Origin of the sequence: Acinetobacter johnsonii ANC 3681, from assembly GCF_000368805.1 — a bacterium.
GTDB lineage: Bacteria > Pseudomonadota > Gammaproteobacteria > Pseudomonadales > Moraxellaceae > Acinetobacter > Acinetobacter johnsonii.
The window spans coordinates 146,855-171,300 of the sequence record NZ_KB849708.1 but is presented as its reverse complement, the minus strand read 5'-3'; the positions used below and the strand labels follow the sequence as shown (position 1 = coordinate 171,300).

17 protein-coding genes and 3 pseudogenes are annotated in these 24,446 nt (G+C 38.9%); 2 read left to right on the top strand and 18 right to left on the bottom strand.

Translation table 11 applies throughout. From position 1 onward, the window contains the following. Nucleotides 1–344: 344 nt before the first annotated feature. Nucleotides 345–1,265 (top strand): annotated as a pseudogene (locus F946_RS15785) (IS5 family transposase). A gap of 110 nt (nt 1,266–1,375) precedes the next feature. Here the strand turns inward: F946_RS15785 and F946_RS15780 are convergent. The 5 genes and pseudogenes from F946_RS15780 to F946_RS15760 all read right to left on the bottom strand — a co-directional run bounded on the left by F946_RS15780 (nt 1,376) and on the right by F946_RS15760 (nt 4,576). Continuing rightward, a complete protein-coding gene (locus tag F946_RS15780; protein ID WP_035327273.1) occupies nt 1,376–1,771 on the bottom strand; it encodes a rhodanese-like domain-containing protein in 396 nt (131 codons plus the stop codon). Between the two features lie 244 nt (nt 1,772–2,015). After that, nucleotides 2,016–2,798 (bottom strand): annotated as a pseudogene (locus F946_RS15775) (sulfite exporter TauE/SafE family protein). A 68-nt stretch (nt 2,799–2,866) separates the two neighbouring features. Beyond that, the gene (locus F946_RS15770; protein ID WP_004984485.1) at nt 2,867–3,739 is read right to left on the bottom strand and encodes an MBL fold metallo-hydrolase; all 873 of its coding nucleotides are present in this window, start codon (nt 3,737–3,739) and stop codon (nt 2,867–2,869) included. A gap of 2 nt (nt 3,740–3,741) precedes the next feature. Then, nucleotides 3,742–4,158 carry a DUF6691 family protein gene (locus F946_RS15765; protein ID WP_004984484.1) on the bottom strand — a complete coding sequence of 139 codons (417 nt, stop codon included), beginning with the start codon at nt 4,156–4,158 and terminating at the stop codon, nt 3,742–3,744. A gap of 1 nt (nt 4,159) precedes the next feature. Beyond that, nucleotides 4,160–4,576, bottom strand: a complete 417-nt coding sequence (locus F946_RS15760) for a YeeE/YedE family protein (RefSeq protein WP_004730018.1) — start codon at nt 4,574–4,576, stop codon at nt 4,160–4,162. A 120-nt stretch (nt 4,577–4,696) separates the two neighbouring features. Between F946_RS15760 and F946_RS15755 the strand changes: the two genes are divergently transcribed. After that, a complete protein-coding gene (locus F946_RS15755; protein ID WP_004984482.1) occupies nt 4,697–5,008 on the top strand; it encodes an ArsR/SmtB family transcription factor in 312 nt (103 codons plus the stop codon). A gap of 259 nt (nt 5,009–5,267) precedes the next feature. Here F946_RS15755 and F946_RS15750 read toward each other — a convergent pair whose 3' ends face one another. The 13 genes and pseudogenes from F946_RS15750 to F946_RS16915 form a co-directional block, all read right to left on the bottom strand. Beyond that, nucleotides 5,268–5,981, bottom strand: a complete 714-nt coding sequence (locus F946_RS15750) for an ABC transporter ATP-binding protein (protein ID WP_004984479.1) — start codon at nt 5,979–5,981, stop codon at nt 5,268–5,270. After that, nucleotides 5,974–7,197 (bottom strand): ABC transporter permease, encoded by a 1,224-nt coding sequence (locus tag F946_RS15745; RefSeq protein ID WP_035327252.1) that lies wholly within the window; start codon nt 7,195–7,197, stop codon nt 5,974–5,976. Before F946_RS15745 ends, F946_RS15750 begins: the two co-directional genes overlap by 8 nt. Then, a complete protein-coding gene (locus tag F946_RS15740) occupies nt 7,194–8,420 on the bottom strand; it encodes an efflux RND transporter periplasmic adaptor subunit (protein WP_004984476.1) in 1,227 nt (408 codons plus the stop codon). Before F946_RS15740 ends, F946_RS15745 begins: the two co-directional genes overlap by 4 nt. A gap of 575 nt (nt 8,421–8,995) precedes the next feature. Continuing rightward, nucleotides 8,996–11,056, bottom strand: a complete 2,061-nt coding sequence (gene brxL, locus F946_RS15735; RefSeq protein WP_004984473.1) for a BREX system Lon protease-like protein BrxL — start codon at nt 11,054–11,056, stop codon at nt 8,996–8,998. 52 nt (nt 11,057–11,108) lie between these two features. Next, the gene (gene pglZ / locus F946_RS15730) at nt 11,109–13,661 is read right to left on the bottom strand and encodes a BREX-1 system phosphatase PglZ type A (protein WP_004984471.1); all 2,553 of its coding nucleotides are present in this window, start codon (nt 13,659–13,661) and stop codon (nt 11,109–11,111) included. A gap of 4 nt (nt 13,662–13,665) precedes the next feature. Next, nucleotides 13,666–17,202, bottom strand: a complete 3,537-nt coding sequence (gene pglX, locus F946_RS15725; protein WP_004984469.1) for a BREX-1 system adenine-specific DNA-methyltransferase PglX — start codon at nt 17,200–17,202, stop codon at nt 13,666–13,668. Continuing rightward, the gene (locus F946_RS15720; RefSeq protein WP_004984468.1) at nt 17,202–17,705 is read right to left on the bottom strand and encodes a hypothetical protein; all 504 of its coding nucleotides are present in this window, start codon (nt 17,703–17,705) and stop codon (nt 17,202–17,204) included. Before F946_RS15720 ends, pglX begins: the two co-directional genes overlap by 1 nt. Before the next feature lie 5 nt (nt 17,706–17,710). Beyond that, nucleotides 17,711–18,817, bottom strand: a complete 1,107-nt coding sequence (locus F946_RS15715; protein ID WP_004984467.1) for an AAA family ATPase — start codon at nt 18,815–18,817, stop codon at nt 17,711–17,713. Beyond that, nucleotides 18,814–22,386 (bottom strand): BREX system P-loop protein BrxC, encoded by a 3,573-nt coding sequence (gene brxC / locus F946_RS15710; protein WP_004984466.1) that lies wholly within the window; start codon nt 22,384–22,386, stop codon nt 18,814–18,816. Before brxC ends, F946_RS15715 begins: the two co-directional genes overlap by 4 nt. Nucleotides 22,387–22,412: 26 nt before the next feature. After that, a complete protein-coding gene (locus F946_RS15705) occupies nt 22,413–23,054 on the bottom strand; it encodes a DUF1788 domain-containing protein (protein ID WP_228128123.1) in 642 nt (213 codons plus the stop codon). 25 nt (nt 23,055–23,079) lie between these two features. Beyond that, the gene (locus F946_RS15700; protein ID WP_004984462.1) at nt 23,080–23,667 is read right to left on the bottom strand and encodes a DUF1819 family protein; all 588 of its coding nucleotides are present in this window, start codon (nt 23,665–23,667) and stop codon (nt 23,080–23,082) included. A gap of 35 nt (nt 23,668–23,702) precedes the next feature. Continuing rightward, the gene (mads1, locus tag F946_RS15695; RefSeq protein ID WP_004984461.1) at nt 23,703–23,879 is read right to left on the bottom strand and encodes a methylation-associated defense system helix-turn-helix domain-containing protein MAD1; all 177 of its coding nucleotides are present in this window, start codon (nt 23,877–23,879) and stop codon (nt 23,703–23,705) included. A 282-nt stretch (nt 23,880–24,161) separates the two neighbouring features. Further along, nucleotides 24,162–24,390 (bottom strand): annotated as a pseudogene (locus F946_RS16915) (helix-turn-helix transcriptional regulator). Between the last annotated feature and the right edge of the window lie 56 nt (nt 24,391–24,446).

Below are 24,446 nucleotides of genomic sequence, written 5' to 3'. Positions count from 1 at the left end.
AGTGGATTCTCAGGCTCTTCATTTGGTTTTTTCTGAGGATCTGGATTCTGATAGGTTTTCTGATCACCCTTGTCATCGTTTGATTCTTTTTGAGGTTTTGATTCTGGATTTTGCTTATTAATCATGTCGGTTCCATCACGTGAAATACTATAATAATAGATATGACATCAGGCTCTATCTATCAATAATAGATATGTTACGCAATACTACCCTGTAAAATAATTAGCACCTTAAATTCATTACTATTTCCCTAAACTATTATGCATTGATCACACCTGATAGTTATAGGTGGCTTTGTTGCACAAACCTACCGATAAAGTCCTATTCAGCAATATAATTTATAAATGAATAAGCCTACACCTAAAATTTATCGTACAACCAATTGGTCATCCTACAATTGCGCTTTGATCAATCGTGGCAATTTGACAATTTGGTTTGATCTGAATACTAAGTGGCATGCACAATCACAAGGCAAACAAGGTCGAAATCAAACCTATTCTGATATAGCAATTCAGTGCTGTTTAATGATCAAATCTCTATTTCGACTTTTTTTAAATATGATCACAGGCTTTATACAAAGCCTTATTAAGCTTAGTGGGTTAAGTTGGACAGCACCAGATTACTCCACCCTCTAAAGACGGCAAAAACATATTGATATTGCAATCAGCTATCAAAAAAATCATGAAGGACTATATCTATTAGTAGACTCAACTGGCCTTAATTTTTGGTGAAGGTGAATGGAAACGCAAGAAACACCAACCTGAATATCGTCGGCAATGGCGTAATCTGCATATTGGTATAGATGCTCAAACCCTTCAATTATGTACACTACAACTGACCAAAAATAATGTCAGTAATTCACAAGTTCTTCAGGATTTACTTAATCAAATCCCATCTGATGAGCAGATTGATTCTGTCTATATAGATGGATCATATGTTACAAAATATTGTAGACAAGTGATTTCAGATCGACAAGCACATGCCATGATTCCATAAAGAAAGAATGAAAATGCCATGGAAAGATAAGAAAGTGAGATGCATGGAGCGAAATGAGTTATTTAAAACAGTTAAACGTCTAAGAGGAGCACTTTGGAAAAAGTGGGTCTGGTTATCATCGGCGAAGTTTGGTCGAAACCAAGATAAATTGCATCAAATTATTAGGCGATAAACTCTGCTAAAGGAATTTTGACAGCCAAGAAAATCAGATCCATGCAAGCGTAGCCGTATTAAATAAATTTACAGAATTATGTAGTCTTCATACCTAAGTTGTAACTTAAATTTTAGTAACTTAGGAAAACTTTACCTTCAAAGACTTTATGTAACAAAACCCCTTAAATTAAAAAATCAACGATAAGATTTTCTTTATTTCAATAGCTTATTTTCCTACGGGATAGCCTTGTTCAAGCCAAGCCTGATAACCGCCCCGAACAGACTTCACATAAGTAAATCCCATATTTTGTAATGTATCTGTTGCTAATGCTGAACGGCCACCCGTGCCACAGATCAAATATATCGGCTGATCTTTAAGGTATTCCAGTGCCTGCTGAGTATCGCAATGATGACTGGCTAAAGGATGCTGGTGAATTCTCATTTCCAAAACACCACGAGGATAATTCACCGCTCGGTCTATTGCTGCCGCCTGAAATTCATCCGGTTCCCTGATATCAATCAGAATGGTTTTATGGTTTTTCATCGCTTCAAAAAGTTCAGCTACACTCACTTCCTGAATCCGGCTTTTCGCATTCAGAATCAATTGCTCTGCAGTTTTCATCATTTTCATTCTTCCTCGTGCATCATATTCATATTTTATAAACTAGGGCCAGGTAGATTAAAAGCTGTTTAGCTTCAATGCCCAACCAGCTTGTTTCAACCCTGTTGATACGATCAGGCTATGCAAACCTTAGTTTTGCTAACGTCTTCTCATATGCTACCGCTGTTTAGATATCAAGCCAGATGAGACAGATCATATCCAACAGGCATCAACTCAGGCATTTTTATCTAGACAGCGTACAGAACTACCCCATGAGTGCGGAATAGATTAAATACATCGCCACCCCAACCACGGTGGTGGCAAATATTTTCTGTACTTTGTTACTGTCAATCCGATGCATCAGACTGCGTCCAATCAACATCCCCACAGTACAGGCCAGGACAAAAGTCAGCGTGACCGAAACAGGATATTGAAATCCATCCAGCACATGGGCATAAATACTGACCCCGCCAATCAGGAAAATAATCATCAGGGAAGTCGCAACGATACTGCGCATATCCAGGCCTGTGAATTTACGCAGGGCTGGAACAATGACAAATCCCCCACCCACACCAAGCAAACCGGTCAGTAAACCCGCCACGACACCAATACCGGCGAGGAACGAGGCAGTTTTGGCATCCCAGATCAGGCGACCAGTGGTTTGATTTACCTTGCACGGTGCATTTCCATGATCATGGACTTTATTAAAGAAGGTCCGCTAAGCCACAATCAGCATCACTAAACTGAAAGCCAGTGTCAGCCAGACCGGAGAAACAATAGCATCCAGCTGCACCCCGTAACGTGCAGAAGGAATACTAATGAGAGCAATCCAGAGCGCAGCACGATAACGCACAATACGCTTGAATAAACCCTCGAACGTTCCGACCAAAGCGGACAGCGTGACTGCAATCAATCCCACCGGCGCAGCTTGGGCCACGGTCCAACCCTGACTCGCCATCAGTGCGGGTACAGCCAAAATGCCGCCACCAGCACCGGTTAAACCCAGCAAGCCACCAATTGCCAATCCTTCCAGTATTAATGCCCACATCGCCCTCTCCTTTATCCACAAAAATGATTCAATAAAAGTTGAACTTTTTGTTGAATCACGACACAAGCTTATTTGAAGTAGTTAAGAGGAAGCTTGAGGTAAGAAACACCATTTTGTTCAGGCTCAGGAAACTGCCCTGCTTTTATATTGATCTGAATCGAGGGCAGAATCAGTTTAGGCATACTCAGTCCTGAATCCCGCTGATTTCGCATCTGAGCAAATTCAGTTTTGCTGATTCCCTGATGAATATGGATATTCTGTGTTTTCTGCGTCTGTATATCAGATTGACATACATATGATTCACGTGTTTCAGGCAAATAGTCATGACATAAAAAGACCCGGGTATCTTCTGGCAACTGAAACAGGCTTTGTACCGAATCATAAAGTTGTTCTGCACTGCCTCGCGGGAAGTCACAACGGGCAGTACCATAATCTGGCATGAACAACGTATCACCCACAAAGACTGCATCGCCAATCAAATAACTCAGGCAAGCAGGCGTATGTCCCGGTGTTGGAATGTTATAGGCTTTCAATGTTCCGATTTGGAACGACTCATGATCTTCAAATAAATAATCAAAGAACTGCTGGGCATTCCATTGTTTAATATCCAGATGATAAATCGCACCAAAGGTGTCCTGTACAATGCCAATTTTCTGGCTCATAGCAATCTTGCCACCTAACTCAGCTTTGAGATATTGCGCTGCAGTCAGATGATCAGCATGTACATGGGTTTCGAGAATCCACTCAACCGTTAAACCCTGCTCTTTAATATAGGCAATAATTTTATCGGCATGAATAGTTGATGTACTTGCTGATGCCGGATCATAATCCAGAACGCTATCAATAATGGCGCAGGCTTTGGTCGCAGGATCACGTACAACATAACTGAAGGTATTGGTATCTTCGTGAAAAAAATCTTTTACTATAGGTAAGTTTGACATCGTTAAGCTCCTGACCATTTACGGTGAATCCATACACCCACCAGCATTGCTACAACAAAATAGAGCACTTGATAGTGACCCAAACCGATCAAGATGAAACTTGGTGCCGGACAGATGCCCGCAATGCCCCAACCTGCACCAAATAAAACCGCACCCGTGATCAGCTTCTTATCTATCTGATTATTTTTAGGCAAATCAATAGGTTCATTAAATACTGTTTTCGGTTGAGCCTTACGTACTGCTTTCTGGAAAGGAATAAAGGCCACCGCAATCGCGCCCATCATCACAAAGGCCAGACTGACATCCCAATCACCAAACAGATCCAGGAAATCGAGTACTTTTTCCGGATTGGACATGCCCGATACCATCAAACCCACAGAGAACAGTGCACCAAATAAAAAGGCAAACACATTTTTCATTTTAGAATGCTCCTGTGATATGACGGATAATATAAACAGCGACAAAACCTGCAAACATAAAAGTCATGGTCGCGATGATAGAACGTTTAGACAGGCGACTGATGCCACAAATTCCATGACCACTGGTACAGCCCGAACCCAGACGTGTCCCAAAGCCCACCAGCAGACCTGCCACAATCATCATCAATGGGCTGGCATTCAATTCGATTTCAGGTTGTACAAACAGACCATAAATAAACGGTGTGAGGATCAAGCCTGATAAAAACCAGATTGCAGGTGTTTTAAACATGGTTTTTGAGTTTATGACTTGCCCAATCAAACCACTGATTCCTGCAATACGGCCATTGACGTACAGATAGCCGACCACGGAAAGCCCGAGCATCAAGCCGCCAATAAATGCGATGAGGAAGTCATGCATGATGAATTAATCCCTATACAATATACTTTTTTATATTATATAATAAAAAATATTAATCAAGCAGTTTTATGGTAAATTATGTAAACTGCACGGGCTACATCAAAAGTTGTGAGGACATTTATGGATATGATTGCTGAAAATGCCAAAATTGATTTTTCTCAAGTCGATTTCGTCAGCCAATGCCTGAAAGTTTTGGCCAATCCTGATCGCCTGAAAATCTTATGTGTACTGGTGGATGGGGAAATGAATGTTCAGGAAATTGAAGAATCCACTGACATTCATCAACCTACACTTTCACAACAACTGACTGTCCTACGTAAGGCTGACATGGTCAGCACACGACGTGAGGGTAAACAGATTTTCTATCGTCTGAGTGATCCCAAGGTCTTAAGTTTGATGCAAAAGCTGTACGAGCTGTATTGTGCGAATTAATCCGCTTAGTACAGCCAAAAAGAAATGATCAGAAGCAGTAAACCTTTGTTTTTTTTAAATACTCTTAATATTGAAAATATCTTGTACTCATTTTTTCTCTAGATTATATTTAGTGAACTAAATCTGAAAAATATTTTATTCAAATTACACAGGGTTGTAATTTATCGATTTACAAGTTTGTTCTTATATCGTGCTAGGATTTTGATGTCTACTCAATGTTTTGAACTGCTTTTACCAGAAGAGTGATCTACATTCCGGCTCATTCCATCTCGTGTTTGGAATCACTCTGAATTCTCCCATCCACCAAATTAATGGTTCGATCACAGGTTGCCGATAATCTAGGATCATGAGTCACCAATAAGACTGCACAGTCATGTTCGCGATGTACTTTACGAAATAATTCAAACATTTCCGCAGCAGTTTGAGTATCCAGATTACCTGTCGGTTCATCGGCCAACAATAGTGCAGGCTGAGTAATCAGTGCACGTGCAATCGCTACGCGTTGCTGCTGCCCTCCAGAAAGCTCATTGGGTTTACGGTCAGCGAACTTATCTAACCCTACAGCGGCCAATAATTCATGGGCATATTGCAACGCAGATTGATCTGGCTTACCTTGCTTCAGCATTAATGGCATGAGTACATTATGTAAGGCAGTAAAAGCCTGTATAAGATGATGGAACTGAAACACAAAACCTATACTATTGCCTCGTAATGCTGTCCGAGCCGTATCATCCATACGGCTTGTCGCCTGCCCCAACAAGTACAACTCACCACGACTAGGCTGATCTAATAAGCCGAGAATATTCAGTAAAGTACTTTTGCCTGAACCAGAAGGACCAATTAATGCAGCAAAGTCATTCCGTTGAATACACAGGTCAATTCCATGTAATACCTCCACTTCATTAGGCTGCCCAACATTGTAAGACTTTCGCAATGCTTCTAAACGCAGTACTTCCTGAGATGGATCAAACATGACGAATTGCCTCCACAGGATCAAGTGCAGCAGCCCGACGGGATGGTATTGCAGCAGCCAAAATACCTGTCACTGTCGCCAAGAATAATGCCGACAAGATAAGGTTGATTGAAATCGAAATATAAAACAAGCCGGGACCAAACTGATTAAATCCCCAGATCAAACCATAACTGACTACACTACCAAGCATCGAACCAAGCAGACCAAAAATTGCTCCCTGAAACAAGAAAACTCTTAAAATTTGTGCTTGTGTCGCCCCCGTCGCACGTAAAATACCGATTTCCCGAGTCCGTTGCACCACACTCACCGACATCACACTGGCAATGCCAAAAGCGACTGAAATCCCTACAAAAACAATAATCATGTTTGTAGAAAGACTTTGAGCGGTAATCGCATTCATTAATTGAGCATTGGTTTCAATCCAGCTTTCTGCTTTTAATCCTGTCAGGCGTCCAACTTGTGAGGCAATTTGATCCGCCTGAAAAATATCCTGAATCGTCAGATCAATCACGGTCACGCCGCCCGGCAAATTAAGTAAAGATTGCGCCTGTTTCAAATCTAGATAGACATAGCGCGCATCCAATTCACGCACGCCCAGTTCAAATATCCCAGAGATATTCACCACCGCATTTTTCTGTTGCCCAGTATCTAACCTTAATTTGCTCCCGACTTGCACACCCAAATCTTTGGCCAATTGACGCCCAATTAATACATTATCCGCACTGACCCGTAATTCACCACTCACCATATATTGCTTTAACGGAATAATTTGTTGATAACGTTCAAGATTGATACCAACCAAAGCAACCGATTGAATCGCCTCTCCACGCTGTACAAATGCAGGACCAGAGATCACAGGAGAAACCGCCGTCAACACGGGCAACTGATCTAAAGTCTCAGTAATCTGCTGCCAATTATTAATAGAGCGTAAGCGTTGCGCACGCTGATCTTCTTGTAACAACTGAAGTGTTCCTGCTGCTGGTGGCACAATGTGATTCACCTCATCTGGTGAAAGCAAACGAATATGCGCCTGCGTCCCTAAAGTCCTTTCTACAATATTCGATTGTAAGCCCTGAATTAAGGCGCTAATGAACACAATGACTGCCACCCCCACCGCGATGCCAATGGTAATCATCATCGACTGTGTGCGACCCTCTCGCAGAAAACTGATTGCGATAGTCCACTCTGTCCAAAGTCGCCCAAAAAAGTTTTTCAATCGAATTTCACCGGTAATTCGTTTTTGCTATTTGTCGGATCCGTTTGACTCTGCAAAACACGTTTAGTTTGCTCTATTCGGACACGAGTTCCATCTTTAAGCACTGATTCTGCATCGGTAAGGACGTGATCACCTTCTTTCAATCCAGCTACAACTTCCGACATGACCAAACCACGTAAACCCAGTGTGATGGGATGACGTTGAATTTTTCTATCTCTTACTAAAATAACCATAGCCTTGTTTCCACTTATACTGCTTAAAGCATCATTTGGAATGACCAGGGTTCGCTCGCGCTTGTTGGTTTCAACATTTACCGATACCGTCATGTCTTGACGCAAAAAATCAGGGACTGGATCAACTGTTAATCGAATGTCTATTGTGCCACGTTGAGCATCAATACTTGGGGCAATAAAATTAATATGGGCAGGAAAAGGTTGATCTGGATAGGCATCCGTAATCACTGATGCTTTTTGTTGTAAAGCCAGCAGTGGTAAATTTCGCTCATCAAATGGCACTCGTATTTCAGTCGCGCCATCCAGTGCAATAGTGAAGAGAGTCTGACTCGGTTGTACCAAATCCCCTGGCTCAACATTACGGGTTAAAATAATACCTGAAACTTCTGCGCGAATTTTGGTCTTGGCGAGTTGCGCTTGTAATGCAGCGAGTCGTTCACGTAATTTTGTCTCTTCAACTTTATCTGGGGCAAGTGAAGCACCTTTTAATCGAGCTGATTCCAAATTATTACGGGCGAGTTTTTCTACCTCTATCGATTTCTCCCTTTCCTCTGCTGATAAGATTCCTAATTCGGTATTTCGTCTGCGTACCGCCTCTCTTTGAGCCTGTTCTAATTGCACTTTGGCATTCGCTAAATCGACTTCTGCTTGCGGACGTCTAGTAGTTGCGAGTTCCTTTAATTCAGCTTCTGCCTGCCGCACCTGCGCTGAAATTTCATCAGATTTCAGTACTAAAAGAACATCCCCTCGAGAGACCCGATCTCCCTCTTGAACCAAGCGCTCAAGAACAACCCCTGTAATTTCACTACCAATCTGAGTCCGAGATACTTTCTCTACCCGTCCTGAAGCAACAACTGTCTGAATCAATGGACTAGATACGACTTCATAACTAGGTAACAATGGTCCTTGCCACCAGCGATATGTAGCAAAACTGACGAGCAAAACCAGTAGTATGATCATGATCCAAGGCTTATAACGGGTCACAAGCAATTCCATTCTCCAAGCCAGATTAAAGAAAAGTTTTTGAATTGAATAATTAATGTCTAGTTAAATATATATGAAAATTTAGTTACAACACACCAAATTAAAAAAGCACACCATTTTTATTAAATTATTTTCTCTTACTGTTATAATTTTTTCATAATATTGATTAAAAAAAACAAACAATAAACCTATATTTTTATATATTTCATAATTTTATATAAAATAATAACACGTTTTAGACTTTAACATTCCAGCTATCAATAACGTAATACATAGCCATATTTAGTAAAGTAGCTGTGATGGTGGGTGTTTAACAGAGCTTATAACTACTTAAATTCCTATGCTTATTTTAGATTTCATTTACCCCAATTTACCCACCTATAAAAAAGAGGATTTAGTGTTGGCCACAGTCTTTTTTTCATTTATAAGATTGCCTATTATTTCTGCAATCCATACTCGAATGAACAATTCTTGATACAAGTGTGCCACAGTATCTGTACCTTTAGCATTTGATATTCATTACTACTCATACTCGTATATTCTTTTATTAATATTGTAGAGTCTTCATACCTTGTGAGCCTTTATGAAGATAATTTTATGTAAGTCACTTCAAATGCCTTGCATGCACGATACTTTTGGTTGCGGTTAGCAAGCTGAAATGCATCCCCCATATCGTACTGCTGAAAAATATCAAGTCCTCGATCTAAGGATATTTTCCAGCCAGTATTAGTAACTATATGTCTAGCATGCTGAGAACCTGAATTATCAAATGAATACGCAAATTTAATTCCTACTGTGAACATTTCATTCTGTATCTTGTCAAAAAATTCACGCTGTTGATCACCCTTTAACTCATCCTCAACCGTTACAAGGCTAACAACGATTTCATCTTCTTCAGCTTTTAATTTGACAATAGTTTCTAGTAATTCCATCAAATTACGAGCTTGAAAAAATAGACGGATATAAGGATCTGTAATAGTAATGTGTTTCACACCTTTCAAGTAAGGTCCGAACAGTTCCTCATAGGAAACCCCTCGTTGATTTTCAACAATGGTTAGATGCCCTTCCTGAGGTAGTTTCTCATCTGTAACATTAGTTTCAGATGTTAAAGGAGCGGAAGCTAGTGTCGTTTCAACCTGCAAATCAGGCAGATCAGCATCATCACTTGAAACTGTTTTATGAAAGTAATTTGGGTATTCAAGCTCTTCAAGTGTAGCAACTGGCTTTTCTTTGCCTACTTTGTCAAAATAAGCGAAATTTACATCCGTATAGGTGGTATCAATTCTGAATAGCTGGTCTTTAACGCGCTTCCTGCCTTCCATTGCGAATTTCAAAATTTCTTCGATTTCAACTTCCGTTGCCCCTCCTTGAGGGAACAATATCTTCATCAACCCAGAGAACGTTTTGTTGATAGCATCCCGATCACGAGTTGATATATTTGAAGAAAGGGTAAAATACTTTTTATATTGATCTGAATAATCTTGGTTACGAAGGTGACGTAAAATTTCAGCCAAGTAATCCACCACAAAGCCGTATCCATTTGAAAACATTTCGCCACGGATAATATCCACTTCCCAGCCAGGAATATAAAAGTGTAGACGATCAAGAAATGCCGAGTCGTAAAACTTCTCTGGCAATGCATCAAACAAATCTGAATGTTTGAGCATATAAGGCAGACTGTGTTCGGTGTTACCTACAAATGCCATGGAGGCATCTGCACCCAAAGTTTCAACACCTCGAGAAAATGACTTGTTCGCCATGTAGTTCTTCATGATATCGACAAGTGCTTTATCGACCTTCTTCTGTTTCCCAGCAAATTCATCGAAAGCAACAGCGTCCCAATAACCTACCAAGCCAATTTTCCCCGAAGAGTTATTGACGAATAACTTAGGAACGCTTACCTCACCTCCAGAAAGCAGAATACCGTGGGGTGAAAACTCCGAGTATATATGTGACTTACCTGTACCTTTAGGTCCCAACTCAATAAGATTGTAATTCCGCTCACAAAATGGAATAAGTCTGACTAATTGAGTGAGCTTGCTACGCTTGCCAAAATATTCAGGATTAAAACCTACACTCTGAATAAGTACATCAATCCATTCGTCTAATGTGAACTGACCACGTGCCTTAATATAACTATCATAGTCGAAATGAGACATTTGGATAGGTTTTAATGTGCTGAGTATCCAAGGACTGGAATCTTTATCCTCCGTATGCTCATATTCAATATCAGCGATAACCCATACACCTCCCACTAAGAGTTTGGGATGCTGCTTAACCGTTCCTGAATCAATTAATACTTTTTTAATACCAAGATTAGCAAACTGAGCTTCGTAGCAATCTTTTTTATCATTCAACTCTACACTTACTTTGTCGATGATCTTATGACGGCCTTTTTCTCGAATTGTTGAGCGAATCAAACCAGCTTCACTTCTATGCACATAGTGCTTGGCCAAAATTTCTTTCACTGTTTGAATGCCGCTTTCAATACTGTCTTCGTCGTTTGTGGCGCAATATTGCCCCAGCAGGTATTCGAGAACATAGGAAGGAACAATGGCATTACCTTTTACGGTTTTAACCAAATCTTTACGTACCACCAAGCCAGCAAACACATCACATATTTTTTGGTTTAGGTCTGTCATTGTCTTTCCTCAAAAGTTCCGGCTTTTGTTTGTGTAGCTATGCGATTGCTATTTAAAAATCAAAGTCACTCGTAAATGAACGCCGAATGGTGTAACGAAGCTCTTTGTATTTTCGATATTGATTTGAACCATCCTCGGGCTCTTCAAGCTTTAATAACACTTCTTGATTATTTGCAGCATCAGCTTCTTGCGTAAGTAGGAACCTCAGTTTCAATTCACGCTCACGAGGATTCTCCGAAGTTAAATCAAGTAATACATCATGCCTTTCAGATATAAGCGTACCGTTCTGTGTATAAATACCTACTCTTAACTGTCTAGGGCGAATTTTATCTGTAACAGGCTCAGCTTGATATAAAGTGACTGAAAGTTGGCCAGAGGTAATGATATTTGTACCACCACGTAATATATCCACGTCAACATAAGTCAGATCACTCTGACGCTTTTTGTTAATAGATATGATAGGAATTATCACCTCTTGTAGTGAAGCCCCTCCGTGTACAAATCGGCTACCTGAACCACTTAAACGCAGTCGTTGAGCCCCTTTCGGTATGACCGCGTGTACATCACCGGACAACCCTAGTTGTTCAACAGTAAATGCCTTTAAGGATTGTCCACAGCTCAATCTTTTACCCAATACAAAACGTCTGTCGTTATAAAGTACTTCACCTTTGACATCATTTGCCAAAAAGTCACTTTCCTCTAATGGTTTGTTTTGATAAATAAAGCCATGGTCTGCAGTTATCAGCAGGTTATTGACGTTGGCATTTGCAAGCTTTTTGATCAACTTCATTAAATCGTCAAACGTCTTTTCTACAGCCTCAAATGCCTCACCTTCAGACTGCATTTTGTCACCAGTATGATCGATGCGATTGTGATAGATATAAACCACATCGTGCGCTTTAATTAATTCACGATTTTCAGAAATCGTCATCTCCAGCACCTGTTTAGCCTGAATCGTACAAGCACGCTCACCTAACGCCGATTTAAGCACCTTATCTCGATTTTCTGTGCCCTGTGTAGAATTAATACCTATGTTCACTGTCCCCGTCTTGTTATCAACGATATTCAGTAAGGTATCACTTTGTGGTAAAAGCGAGGCCATACCAAGTTGCGTATAGCTTGGTAATGAGGAAAGCGCATGGTCTAACTTGGCTTGGTAACGATCTTCCTGACGTATTCTACCCACCATCTCTTCACCCGCCTCATAGCGGAAGGCATCTGAGATAATCACACAAATTTTGTTGTTCTTATCCAAGTAAGGTTTCACCCACTTATAAAAGAATTGGTTTTGAGGTGTTACATCTGGCACTTGCCACTTCGACATAGTATCAACATGGGATTGCCAAGCATTATTTAGCGGCAGCAAGTAGCGATTGGTATAAAGGTTTTCAATCTTTTCACTAAGTGAATTAAGCAAGGTATTTTGTGAAGACTCTTTCAAGCAGTAGATATACTGACGATAAAGCTGATCTAATTTATACCAGTGGCTCACATAGCCCTGAACAGCTTCACTCGATGTTGCCATATTGAGCTGAATAACATCCAATAACGTAAGGAATTGGCTAGCAATATCCACTGCCTCATAAAGATATTTAAAATCGCTAAACCAGTGGCTTTGACGTCTATCCCGACACCATAAAGTAACCTCACCCTCGGATAAGGTACGATGCTCAACTGCTTTCACCAGTTCATAGATGACTTTCTTATCAATCAGGCGGAAGTAATCGAGCTCGATTACTTCCTTCAAATTACGCTTATTTAGATCTTCTTCAATCGAGAGTAATTCAGCATATTCATCCGATAGTTTCTCGAAAACTTCCTGATGTGTACGACTGTCTTTCCATCGTTTAAAAAAGACTAATGCATCACTTGATAGATGAATACCATCACCATTAAGTGGAGAATTTACCCCCATGGAATAACATGACTTAAACAACTCAATCGCAAAGTCTTTTATCGTAGGTTGTTCGCTGTTATATCCATAAAATCGTTCAACCTGTTGCCAAAAAAAATCATCCAGCTTACAACGTTGAATCAACTTAAACTGTTCCTGCTTTGGATTCACTAATTCAGCTAATAAAGCCTCTAATATCACATCAATGCGTGCATCAGCTAATTGAGTAGCCCCAACACAAACAGCTAGCATTTTTAACCGTACTTTGCTCAAGGTATCTTCATTACTTAGCAGTTTCTTAAGCGTAGTTTTGCGTTTTTCCGCTTGCACCTTAGCTTTAGAGGTATCGAAGAAAGCTGTATGCTTTTCGATAATTTCAGTGAATTCATTAGGTAACTCTAATTCGCTTAACCAAATCGCTACCTGATCAGTTCTGAATGTAGTATTCGCTAATTCAATATCTAACAGCCAGTTTTGCAAAGATTCTGGCTGTTTGTCTGCCTTATAAAGTAAGAATGACTGTTTTGGAGCCTCACGTAACAATTTATGCTTAATGCCAAATTCGTTATTTTGAATTTCTAGCTTTTCTACACCTTCGATAGACAGACCCTCAAAAGCATCACGCAATTCTTGCTTATCGTCGTACCAGAATACGATACGATGTTTTTGAAAGAGTCGGCTAAGCGCCTGCTGAATACGGTTTACAGTCATGTGATTAACTTAATCCTGTGATATTTTTAAGCGCTTTACCAAATTCCGGATAGTTAGCTTTTACCCCATTATCCAAATCAATCTCTATTTTCTGACCTGCTAATGGGTAAAGAATATCTCGCTCATAGTCATTCACTTCATCCAAAGCTTTATTTATCTTAGCGATTTTCTTAAGTGCATCAGTTTTATCTTTCTGGCTAGCCGAAGCACTTATCTCTATCTGTTCATAGCTCTCTTTACGTGCTTGTAACTTGGTACGGAATTCGCGTAGATAATCATTCAATACAATACTTACAGTATCTGAGCGGTAGCGGTGCATATAGATTAAAGCATTGAATGTACCCTTAGGGCTTGAGAACAACCAGTAGATTGGGCGCTTTTGATAGCGTTTTACATGTTCAGCGTAGAAATCTTTAACAAAGTATTTTTTGATATCTTTGCCAAGAGCTTCTTCTACAAAAGCTAAGTTCTCAGTAAAATGATCCTCACCAAAAGTGACTTTAAGAAAATCTTTAAAACGTTCACTAATATCATCTTCGAACCAGTCACCTTCAAAATCAATAATAGGTATAACGTTATCATCTTCTGGCATAAAAGAGGGCTGTGATATTTTTGAAAGGTACTCACCAAGAGTATCACCTTGGCTAGCTAAAATTAAGCCTCCTTTATCAACAGAATATCGTCCAAACATGCATCCTACTGCATAACTGATATACTCGGCTACAGTATCTGCACGAAGACGGTTTTCTCTATCTTCCTCGTTACCTTTTACTCCATATCGATAGGCTGGATTGCAGGTAAGCGTAATATCTTCGATTGAAACATTGGGTATCAACTCACTCCCTAGACTATAAGCATCAATGAAAATACGGTTATTTTCTTCTTCTAGCCTTTGCATATCATCAGACATACCTTTCCAGTAAGCGCGTAGTTTTATATAACTGTCTTGTAATTTTTTACTGTGATGAACAGGTAAAAGTATCGGGTTTATAGTGAAGTCCCAAGAGGTTTCAAAAGTATCCCAATCAGATTTAGAAAGCTGAACTAATTTTTGACTATTGACCCTCACTTTATCATTTAAAATAATACTGTCCGACAAAGGCAAACTTGAAATTGTTCCTGGAAGAAAGTTTAACGTTGGATTAATTGCTGCCATCATGCCGGTAGGCACACATGAATTTAAGAATCCTATACAAACATCAGAAAATTCATCCTTTTTCATAAAAGCATTTGCTGAGGCATCATTGAATAAAAAACCATGAGGTTGCAGACGTGCAGAAAACTTTCCAGATGATAGTTTCGTCCAAGTCACAGCAGGCTTAAAGATCTTATCTAAATTAAAATTATGGGCGAGCAATCTTGTTCCAGAAGAATGCATCCGTGTTTGTAATTCATAACCATCTTTACTCCAGTCTAGAACTGTTTCATTATTTCCGTACCACTTTCGGTATTCTCCACCTTTAGACTGAGGGAACCATTTTAGACCAGATTTTTTGGCCTCAGTACGTTCCAAGCCTACCCCCATTCTTGACCATGAAATCTCTGACCAATTTCTAATATACTTCTCATTATCTCCAGTTATTAGGCCAATTCTCGTATCAACCTCAGAAGATAATGATTTAAATGTACGAAAGTTTTTAATAATTCTTTCAGAAAGCCAATATGCGATTGGAGAACCTGGTATGTATTTAAAATCTTTTGATTCCTTCCGACACAGCCTCTCATTTTGTGGAGGAAATTCAATTGGAATACCTTGTTCATCAGTTTCAAAATACCTTACACAGCAATAGTCTCCCAATGCATCTGACTTAGAAGCATTTTCCAAAACAAATGCTGTAGTACCGAAATTGATACCCATGCTAGTGCCACCTTTTCCTAAATATGGCATATGGGTCATGCATTTTATATTACTTTCGCTTACAACTTTTTCCCTTAATTTAACGAAAGATGAAAGAAACATCCAACTTTCCATCGTGACCATGGAAATATAACCAAATTTTGGGACAAACTGGTAAGCTCGATCCATGAATGCTGCATACAAATCAGCTTTAGCATTTGGATAGTTTTTTTTAACCCAAGTACTAAGCAATTCATTCATTCCCATTCCTCCCATATATGGAGGATTTGCAACAACCACATGATATTTTTGTTCAAGGTAATTAGCTTGATCTATAACTTGCAATACTCGCTGGTGAGTTTCAGCCAAAAATAACTGCCCAGAAACATCCTTAGCTTCCAAGACCGACAGCACATCTGCTGCATTTTTTAATGTAGGCTGAATCAAGGAACCAAAATTATCAGCCTCTCCAAATTCTTTTAATGTAGCTCGTAAGTCTTGAGTAAATAAATCTCGACCTACAAAATCAAAATATTCATTAAGTTCATTATCGTTAAATGCAATGTTTTCTAATCGACAAATATTTGGCTTAATAGGATTTCGGAAAAAACGACGACGATTATTGCCCTCAGTATTTGGATCGCCTTTAATCGCTTTCATTGAAAGCGCAAATGCTGCTAATTCAGCGGCACGTTCATCAATCTCAATGCCATATAGATTTTTAGTAAGGATTAATTCTGGAATATCAACAGGATCATATTCAGCATCTAGATAGATAGCATAAAGCAAGTCGTAAGCATAAGTTAGCATGTGCCCTGAGCCACACGCTGGATCACAGATTTTAATCTCTTCTGGACTACGGATCCTCAGAAAGTCAGTCTCTTGTTCAACAGGTTTGATGTAATAATACATTTGTTCAATCACTTTTGAACTTGGATTATTTAGCATCCATAAACGACCCAATGAATTTTCCACTAAGTAACGCACAATCCAATGTGGTGTGAACAGCTGTGTAGCAGCTGGGATATTCTCAGGTGTAATCTTTTTGTTTTTCTTTAAGCCTTCAAAAACTTGATCTTTCTTCTCTGAAATATAAAACTGGTAAAGCCAACCAATACATTCTACAGAATCACAAGCTTCGGGTGTCATTGCTTCACGAGTATAAGCAAGAATCGAGTTACCTGATAACAAATCATCAGGCATCAATAATTCCATATAATCTTCAATACGCTCAAAAAGGTATGGCATGATACGATAGTATTCGTTACACACTGCCACTATGAGCAAACGATAAGCTTCTGACTGGCCATCTCGACTTTTGATTGAGCCGTTCAACAAACCAAATATTTTTTCTCTGATCTTATCATTTACAACACTATCATCGATATGACCTGCTTTGGCTTCTGCAAGAATTTCTGGCTGGAACTGTCCATCTAATGGTGAAAGCACCATAATACGATTGTATTGGTTCACATCCATAAAACGTAGAGCACAGAAGCGATTAAACCAAGTATACGCAGCTTGCTCAATAAGTTGTTCTTTGCCCTTTTGTTTTAATTCACTCTCAAGCTTAGTGACTACATTTGGTAGTTCACGACGCTCCGAACTTTCATCTTTAAGTACTTGTGCAAGCTTACTACCCACCTGTTCAATCAAGCTACGGCGTGCGTATTGGGCGAATTTTTTGAGTTTTGCAGTTTCCATTAAGCCACACCTTCACTAATTCGACGCACTGATTGTTCGCCAAATATTTTCTTAAACTGTTCAATATTTAAAATCAGACAACTTTTTGCCATTACCGCACCCCACTCTTTGTGAGATATAGGAATCGCCTTTTTCAAAGCATCATTTCTAGCCATCAATAATGCTGGATCCATACTTTTCATTGAAAATAACACAATGTAATGCAATTCTTTTTGAGCCGAATTACAAAGCGTTTTAAACAACAAGCTATCTCGATATTTTCCCGCTAAATCATGAACCAAATTTCCATTCAGAAATTTGTCTCTGTTCTCTGCGAGATTTTGACTAGCTTTAGGATGATCTGGATCTTTTATTTCAATGAAAAAACACTGATTTCCTTTTTCTGCTATGAAATCAACTCTCTTCATTTGATGACCAGCATGTCTCGTATCACAATCAAAGTTTTCACCAAGATCAGCCCAAGAAAAATCAAACTCTAAGTCATCCTCTACAAACTTTGTCATAAATTTCAACCCAAAGCTTTTGTTATTTCTTCGTCGTATAACTCACCATACGTTTCTGCAATCGCATTCTTAGACAACATGTTGTAATCATTTTCTGATTCACTTCTAATCACTTTATTTTCATCACGATAAAGTGCGTGATACATAATATGATCGCTTTTACTAGAATCAACTAACAAGTCAAACCACTTCAAAAGAACGTAATTGTGAGTCGCTACAATTATTTGTTGCCCATTGCGAGAAAGCACTAATAAACACTCAACCAACATCCGCATTAGGCTTGGATTCATATTTGATTCTGGTTCGTCCCACAATATAGTATTAACGCCTGACTGAGTGAGTGTCCCATTTTCGAGTAAGCGCTGAAGCAATCCAATTTTTCTATAGCCCTCTGCCGTCATCATGACTGAAGTTTCTGTACCCTCGGTTTTTTCAAATTTAAGCTCGGTATAGTCGTTATAAATCTGTGCCTGCTGAGCTTTAGAACCGCCTGGAAGTTTCTTCTCCCAATAGCTTCCAGCCACAAAATATTGCTCAGATCCATCTATGATATATCTCCCGCCCAATGCCTTTGATAACTTAGGAGCAAGTGTAGAAGCTCGTGGGTCACTATTTAAAATCTTTTCGGCTTCTTCTGAGGGAGCTTTTAAAACTAATTCGCACAAGTCAATCACTGATTTATCAAATAATGCACTTAAGCTTTCTTTGCTCGTCTTTCCACTGTTGATCGCTGGAAGTAATGAAAGTATTTCTTTAGTTGGTATAAGCAAACACGGAACACTGGCGTCAGATAATACCTCACTAAATTGGCTTTTTGATTTTGCTGAAAAAACTATCTTTGATTGTCTATCACTTGCATCTTTAACTGATAATAAGGCATCCTCGGAACTGGAACGGTGATGCAATGAGCCAAGTGATTCTTTGTGAGGTTTAAATAAGTCAAATAAGTTCTCACTTTTCAACATATCATTTCGTGATAGCGCATAAATACTCTTTAGTATTTGCGTTTTTCCACAACTATTTTCACCAATAATTACATTAATTTTTGGCGAGAAGTTTAACTTAAGTTCTTTGAAGGCAGCAAAATTATAAAGTTGTAACTCACTAATCATAATTGAACCTTCTTACCTTGTTTAATTTCATTTAGCAAAGCATCTCGGTACTGAGCCAAATATTCATCGATATCAGCTTCATCAGCTAGCCAAGGCTTGCGAAAGTTAACCTTAATATTTTTTGCAGATATTGTTGCTGGTCTTTGTTGGTTTTCTACTACAGTTTTTGAGTTTTCCCCACACCTAGTAGTATCTGTAACTTGGTCATTATCTTGAGGTTGGCCTTGATCTTTTTTAGTTACTTCTACTTGTTTATCTTGAGGAAGCTGATTCCACTCCATAAGTTTTTGTACAAGCAAAACATACTGCTGATCCTCGAAGCGACGAACCTCATCACGAATCATTGCGATTAAAGATTGTTGAGTAATTTTTACTACAATCTCATCAAAAGCTTTTCTTAAGCTTTCCTGCTTATCTATATCTAGCTTTTGAAATTCATCAAAACCCAATAATTTGTCTTTTAATGACTCGACCACACCTAGAGCTTGATTTCTCTCTGTTTCAATTTGACCTTTAATTTTTTGCTGTAACGAGGCACAATCTGCTTTAAGTTGCTGAACTGCACTTCCCTTATAAATAGAAGGGGCAGCTAATGCTTCTCTTAAACTTTGCGGTTCGCTCCCTTCGACGTATTCCAAATTAGGCTTTTGACTCTCAAGTAGCTTTCTTGCCTCATCAAAACTATCTTTATTGGGCCCTTTCATAAATTTCCCAATTGGATCAATAGTTTTTTCTTTATAATCAAACCATTGATCTTCCCTTATTGTAAGCTCAGATAGGAACCACGTATAGGGTTTTGATTTCAGTTCTTGAAGTTCAGATACAATAGGACTTAAAGCACGTAAAAATGGATAATGTGCTGCTTGTGCTAATAATTTATCTAATTCAATTGTCTGCTCAGCGAAACCTTCCTGAACCTCCTTAGCTAGAGCTTTAGCCTCAGTCGCATGAGCAACTTTTTCAAAATAATCACTATAGAATTCTTTTACTTTACGAATCTGAGACTGACTAAATTCAACCTGTGGGTCAAGAATCAGATTGCCATGCGAGGCAGTATTTCTAAGTGCTCGTGATAACTCTGCCTCATCCAGCAAATTGGTGGATTCTCGAACCTCAACTTTTGCTTTCCCGCATAAATATGCGAGAGTGCATAACACTGCAGCAAAAGACCATCCATAAGGTTTAGACTCAAACTTTTGAAGCAGACTTTTTACCGTAGTACGCACACCACCACGACTATTGCTTTGAATATGCGATAGCATCTCTTGTTGTGGCTCAGGTAATTGTGCCTCTTCGCCAAACAAGCCTTGTCCAGCTTGAGTAAGAATTTCTGGTATTTGAGCTTCACTGTATTGCATATCACGAAGCATTTTTAAATTTGGATAGGTATGCTTAATCAGCTCACCAAAAGCTCTTATCATTTTGCTTTGGCCATCTACACCACTTAGTTCTAGCTCTTGCCCAGCAACAAAATACTTTGCCTCACCCACCAGATTTGAACTCAACTGCTTTAACTGATTAAGTCTCTCTGTATTTTGTAAGCCTTTTTCCGTAAGAATACGCTTTATGCTATCTTGTTGTGTTGCTCTGGTCTCATGAGCAACATACTTCTCAGTTTGCTTATATAAAATCAGGTCTCGAACCAGTCTTTCACTTTCTGGCAAGACAATACGTAATTCATCATTAAAAACAGTATCTGATCTATGTTTTTCAAAGGCATCACGGTGATCGTGAAATGACGTAATAACATTTATGGCTAATTCGTATTCACGGCCACTTAGATTGTCATCAAGTCGTTTGGTAAAGGGATAGTCTTGGCTATTTACATCCCAACGAATTTTTCGTGTTTTTAAAACACCATCGTAAATAAGCTTTTCAAGCTCAGATGCTACAGCTGTATTATCTACTTCAGTATTCTTAATTTCCTGCTCTACGTCTTGTTCCTCGTCTGTCAAGTATTCAAAGTAATCACCATTACGCTGAATATAAGTCTCTTTCTCAAGAATGTTTAAAGCTTCTTCTACTTGCAGCCTTAGAGTCGGTATATCACGCTCAAAACTATCATGCATTAATACACATAGATTTCGAATAGTTGGTTTAAATTCCTTGACGTATTTTACAAGGAATAATGCTTTCAACAGTCGAACAGCGAATTGGTTATCAAGATTCTGCTCTGCTTTCAGAATTGACTGCTGGATTGCCGTTTTTAATGCCGTTCGAATACCTTCAAACATTAAATCAAAAGTCGCCAGCTCGCCAAGATTGTGATCTTTAATCGCGATGGCAACTTGCTGGAATACACCAAGCATAGAGCGCTCACCCACCGAACTATGCTTTCCTTCAAATGCGCTATGGGTAGACAAGTTTTGTATAGCTGACTGGAACAAGGTGAACTGATACGGCACAAAAGGGTAACACTGAATAAAGTGTTCACGGTCACGGTAATTTCGGTATGTTGCTGATCCATCTGCAAAATCAAATAAAGTTTTAAAATTATTTTCTTGTTGGTGGAACAAGTCACTTAGTTGCTCAATATACTCTTCACGTTTCTCAAGCAAACGTAGCTGAATTACTTCCGCTACGTCTTGGCTAGTTAACTTCATTCTATTTTTAAAACGGGCTTGGATTTTGGTGAAATCATTACTCTGCTGCTTACTCGTTTCACCAACCACCGACGACATATCTTCTTGTGCAGTTACAATGATCCATGCATGACCATTACATTTTGTAGCTAAACTTTCAGCAACCGTTTGCAAGTTGGTCATGAGCTTAACATTATCCGCAATGTACTGCCCAACCTCATCAACAAAGAAGTTCAACCTAAAACCTGACTCTTTACTATCGATATAAGCTTTTACTTGGTCGGCAAAATCTTCGATGGATAGTCGATAATCCTGACGATACTTATCCAGTATCCCTGTGACCGACTGACCTGAAACCTCTGAATAGGCTTTGTCCACAGAATCTGCCATGCGCTTAGCACGAGCTCGACCTTTATCCCAATCCATACCACTGATATTCAGAAATGCTTTTTTAAATAGATCAAAGTGGCCGTCTGCATCTAACTCACGTTCGAACTGAGCGATATAAGCTTGCTTACCATAATAGCCACAGTGCTCATCAAATACTTTCACGAATACAGCAATTAGGGCATCGATTTCAGTTTTACTAATGACATCAGCTTTTTGGTCGATATTAAAAAGAATACTTTCAGAAGGAATTGAGACTGCTCTCTTCAGATCGTTCGCAAATATTCCGCCTTCATTAAGCGGTTGCTTCTCTAGAAAGATATCTAAAGGCGTAATATCTTCGATAGGTTTATTTTCCAAAAGCAATGCGAGCATTTTCAACAAGTGAGATTTACCAGAACCAAAGAATCCTGATACCCAAACCCCGTTAGCACCTTGGTAATTAAGGTAAGCATCCAGAAATAAATCAAGTCGCTTAGCGACTTCGTTGGTTATGACATACTCATCAAGCTCGATATAGAGTGATACATCATCATCAGCTTTGATAACTCCCTCGATAGGGCGGTCTACAGCTTTTACGAATAGGTTTTCTAATTGCATATTTACCCCTTAACTCATGCTACTGCTTATACTGCACGGTCTAATATATTAAATGCTCTATAGTATTTGTCATCTTGTAGAAGCCCAAATAAAATCAAAGATGCCCCACTTTCCAATGAGTGTTGATATTCACCAGGAAAAAACATTAGAGTAGGTTTATCTTTCGCTGTTTTTTGCAAATTATTTAAAATGTTATTTGACCTGATATAGGGAAATACTTCCCCTATACCTGTTAGCAGCATTAAGTCATGCTCTTCTTCTTTCATCCTTTTCGCTATTTCTGGCGTTATAACAGTTTCAACATCTAGAATGCCTTGCAACTCATCTTTTAACTCTTCTCTAGACATATCCTGCTCATGTGCTAGTAACCAGTCCCAGTCGCCTTCGCATTTCAGCAATTCAACAACTAAGTCATACAAGTTAATTTCCAAAGTCTTTATATTTTGACCTTCTAGATCATTACGGAGTTGTTTTGTTAATTGTGTAATATCTTTCTGAATAGAGGTCTCGTACGGGCAGATATGAAAAGGCACTTCATTGTTCAGGCCTTCATTATTCAAAAATGAGGTACTAGAGATCACCTTCATAAGGTGCTCTTGGCATTCCTGAAGATTCCTAGTATCTATCGTTTTATACTTTAATTTCTTCATCACTCGTTCTGTACTCAAATCAGCATCTCAATTGTCTATTCTGTTAACTATTTCCAGGGTAGAGCCTTAAGTCATCGGATGCTTTGCCAATCACTTGACACAAATGTTCATCAAGTTTTTGATAAATTAATTCATTTTCATCACTAATGAGACCACACTCCTTCAGCATTTTGAAAATCACTTGGCGTGCTTTAGATTTAGTTTGTCGTGAAGCAAAATCCAAATTATCGTGCCACTCTGCCTTCGTATTAAAAAATGCATCGTAGTCTGCATGGGTCAACAAAAAATGTGCTGCTTCATATTGAGGAATAATGACCTCAATGGTGAAGTCATAAATAAATTGATATTGGCGGCAAATAGCCAACCAGACCAATGCCTGTTTCTGTTCATCAGTTCCCATAGCAAGCAAATTCAACTGATCATCAGTTAGGTGTTTTAATCTTCTAGAAATTTCACCATACAGTTTTTTCAAAGTGCTCTCAGTACGTGACTGGAAACTGTTTTCAGCCATCAATTTAGACCGAACCTTCGGCCAATTTTGAAGCTCTGCATATAAATCTGCAACTATGACAGATTCATAAATCAAAGCTGCTCCAGTTGTGAAACTGAGAGTATATTTTGCGCTACTCACTACTTTCTAAATCTCATAAAAAAACCACCTTTCGATTATTTTTTAACCTTCTGTTCTTCTATCCACTTCTCTACATCCTCTCTTTTGAAGCGCCAACTACCACCTACTTTAAAACCGGGTAGCTTTCCTTCAGCAGCAAGACGATAAGCGGTCTTTTCAGTTAACTTGAGATAATCAGCGACCTCTTTTAAGGTCAATATTTCATTAGTCATAATCTTACCCAATTCGGACTAATAGTAGATTATGAGAAAATTAAGGAATTAACAAGAATTTTGAGTAATAATGATTATAATTTGATATAGAGAAATTACCTCTTGAATAGGTAATTAGAAATGGTTGATATAGCGTGCCCATATCTACGTGAACTGTAGCTTGAGCAAATTCATCTGCATATTGATTATAATAATCTATTGTCTCCATTATTGATGCTTAGGCTAAAAACTAAATTTAGTCTACTAAAAAACAAAAAAAATCAGGGAGCAAAAGCTCCCTTTCTATTCACGGCTCGCCAACTTACTTTCAATCCATTGATTAATCTCATAAGCCGACCAGCCGATACGATTCTGAGTTATTTTTACTTTTTTGGGAAAAGTCGGGTCATAATAAGGTGAGTATTCATCCATCATTTCATAGATCGTTGATCTACCAACACCAACAAATTTAATGACTTCTTTAATACTAATCAGTTGATTCATTTGAAAAGTTTCCAACAAACGCATTCATGAAATTTACTCCAAATCAATAATGCGAGCGTTACTGCTCAAATAATCAGGACGTCT

Excerpts from the sequence above, each read along its gene's own strand:
- F946_RS15780 (WP_035327273.1), bottom strand. The coding sequence starts at position 1,771 with ATGAAAACTGCAGAGCAATTGATTCTGAATGCGAAAAGCCGGATTCAG.
- F946_RS15770 (WP_004984485.1), bottom strand. The coding sequence starts at position 3,739 with ATGTCAAACTTACCTATAGTAAAAGATTTTTTTCACGAAGATACCAAT.
- F946_RS15765 (WP_004984484.1), bottom strand. The coding sequence starts at position 4,158 with ATGAAAAATGTGTTTGCCTTTTTATTTGGTGCACTGTTCTCTGTGGGT.
- F946_RS15760 (WP_004730018.1), bottom strand. The coding sequence starts at position 4,576 with ATGCATGACTTCCTCATCGCATTTATTGGCGGCTTGATGCTCGGGCTT.
- F946_RS15755 (WP_004984482.1), top strand. The coding sequence starts at position 4,697 with ATGGATATGATTGCTGAAAATGCCAAAATTGATTTTTCTCAAGTCGAT.
- F946_RS15750 (WP_004984479.1), bottom strand. The coding sequence starts at position 5,981 with ATGTTTGATCCATCTCAGGAAGTACTGCGTTTAGAAGCATTGCGAAAG.
- brxL (WP_004984473.1), bottom strand. The coding sequence starts at position 11,056 with ATGACAGACCTAAACCAAAAAATATGTGATGTGTTTGCTGGCTTGGTG.
- pglZ (WP_004984471.1), bottom strand. The coding sequence starts at position 13,661 with ATGACTGTAAACCGTATTCAGCAGGCGCTTAGCCGACTCTTTCAAAAA.
- pglX (WP_004984469.1), bottom strand. The coding sequence starts at position 17,202 with ATGGAAACTGCAAAACTCAAAAAATTCGCCCAATACGCACGCCGTAGC.
- F946_RS15720 (WP_004984468.1), bottom strand. The coding sequence starts at position 17,705 with ATGACAAAGTTTGTAGAGGATGACTTAGAGTTTGATTTTTCTTGGGCT.
- F946_RS15715 (WP_004984467.1), bottom strand. The coding sequence starts at position 18,817 with ATGATTAGTGAGTTACAACTTTATAATTTTGCTGCCTTCAAAGAACTT.
- brxC (WP_004984466.1), bottom strand. The coding sequence starts at position 22,386 with ATGCAATTAGAAAACCTATTCGTAAAAGCTGTAGACCGCCCTATCGAG.
- mads1 (WP_004984461.1), bottom strand. The coding sequence starts at position 23,879 with ATGACTAATGAAATATTGACCTTAAAAGAGGTCGCTGATTATCTCAAG.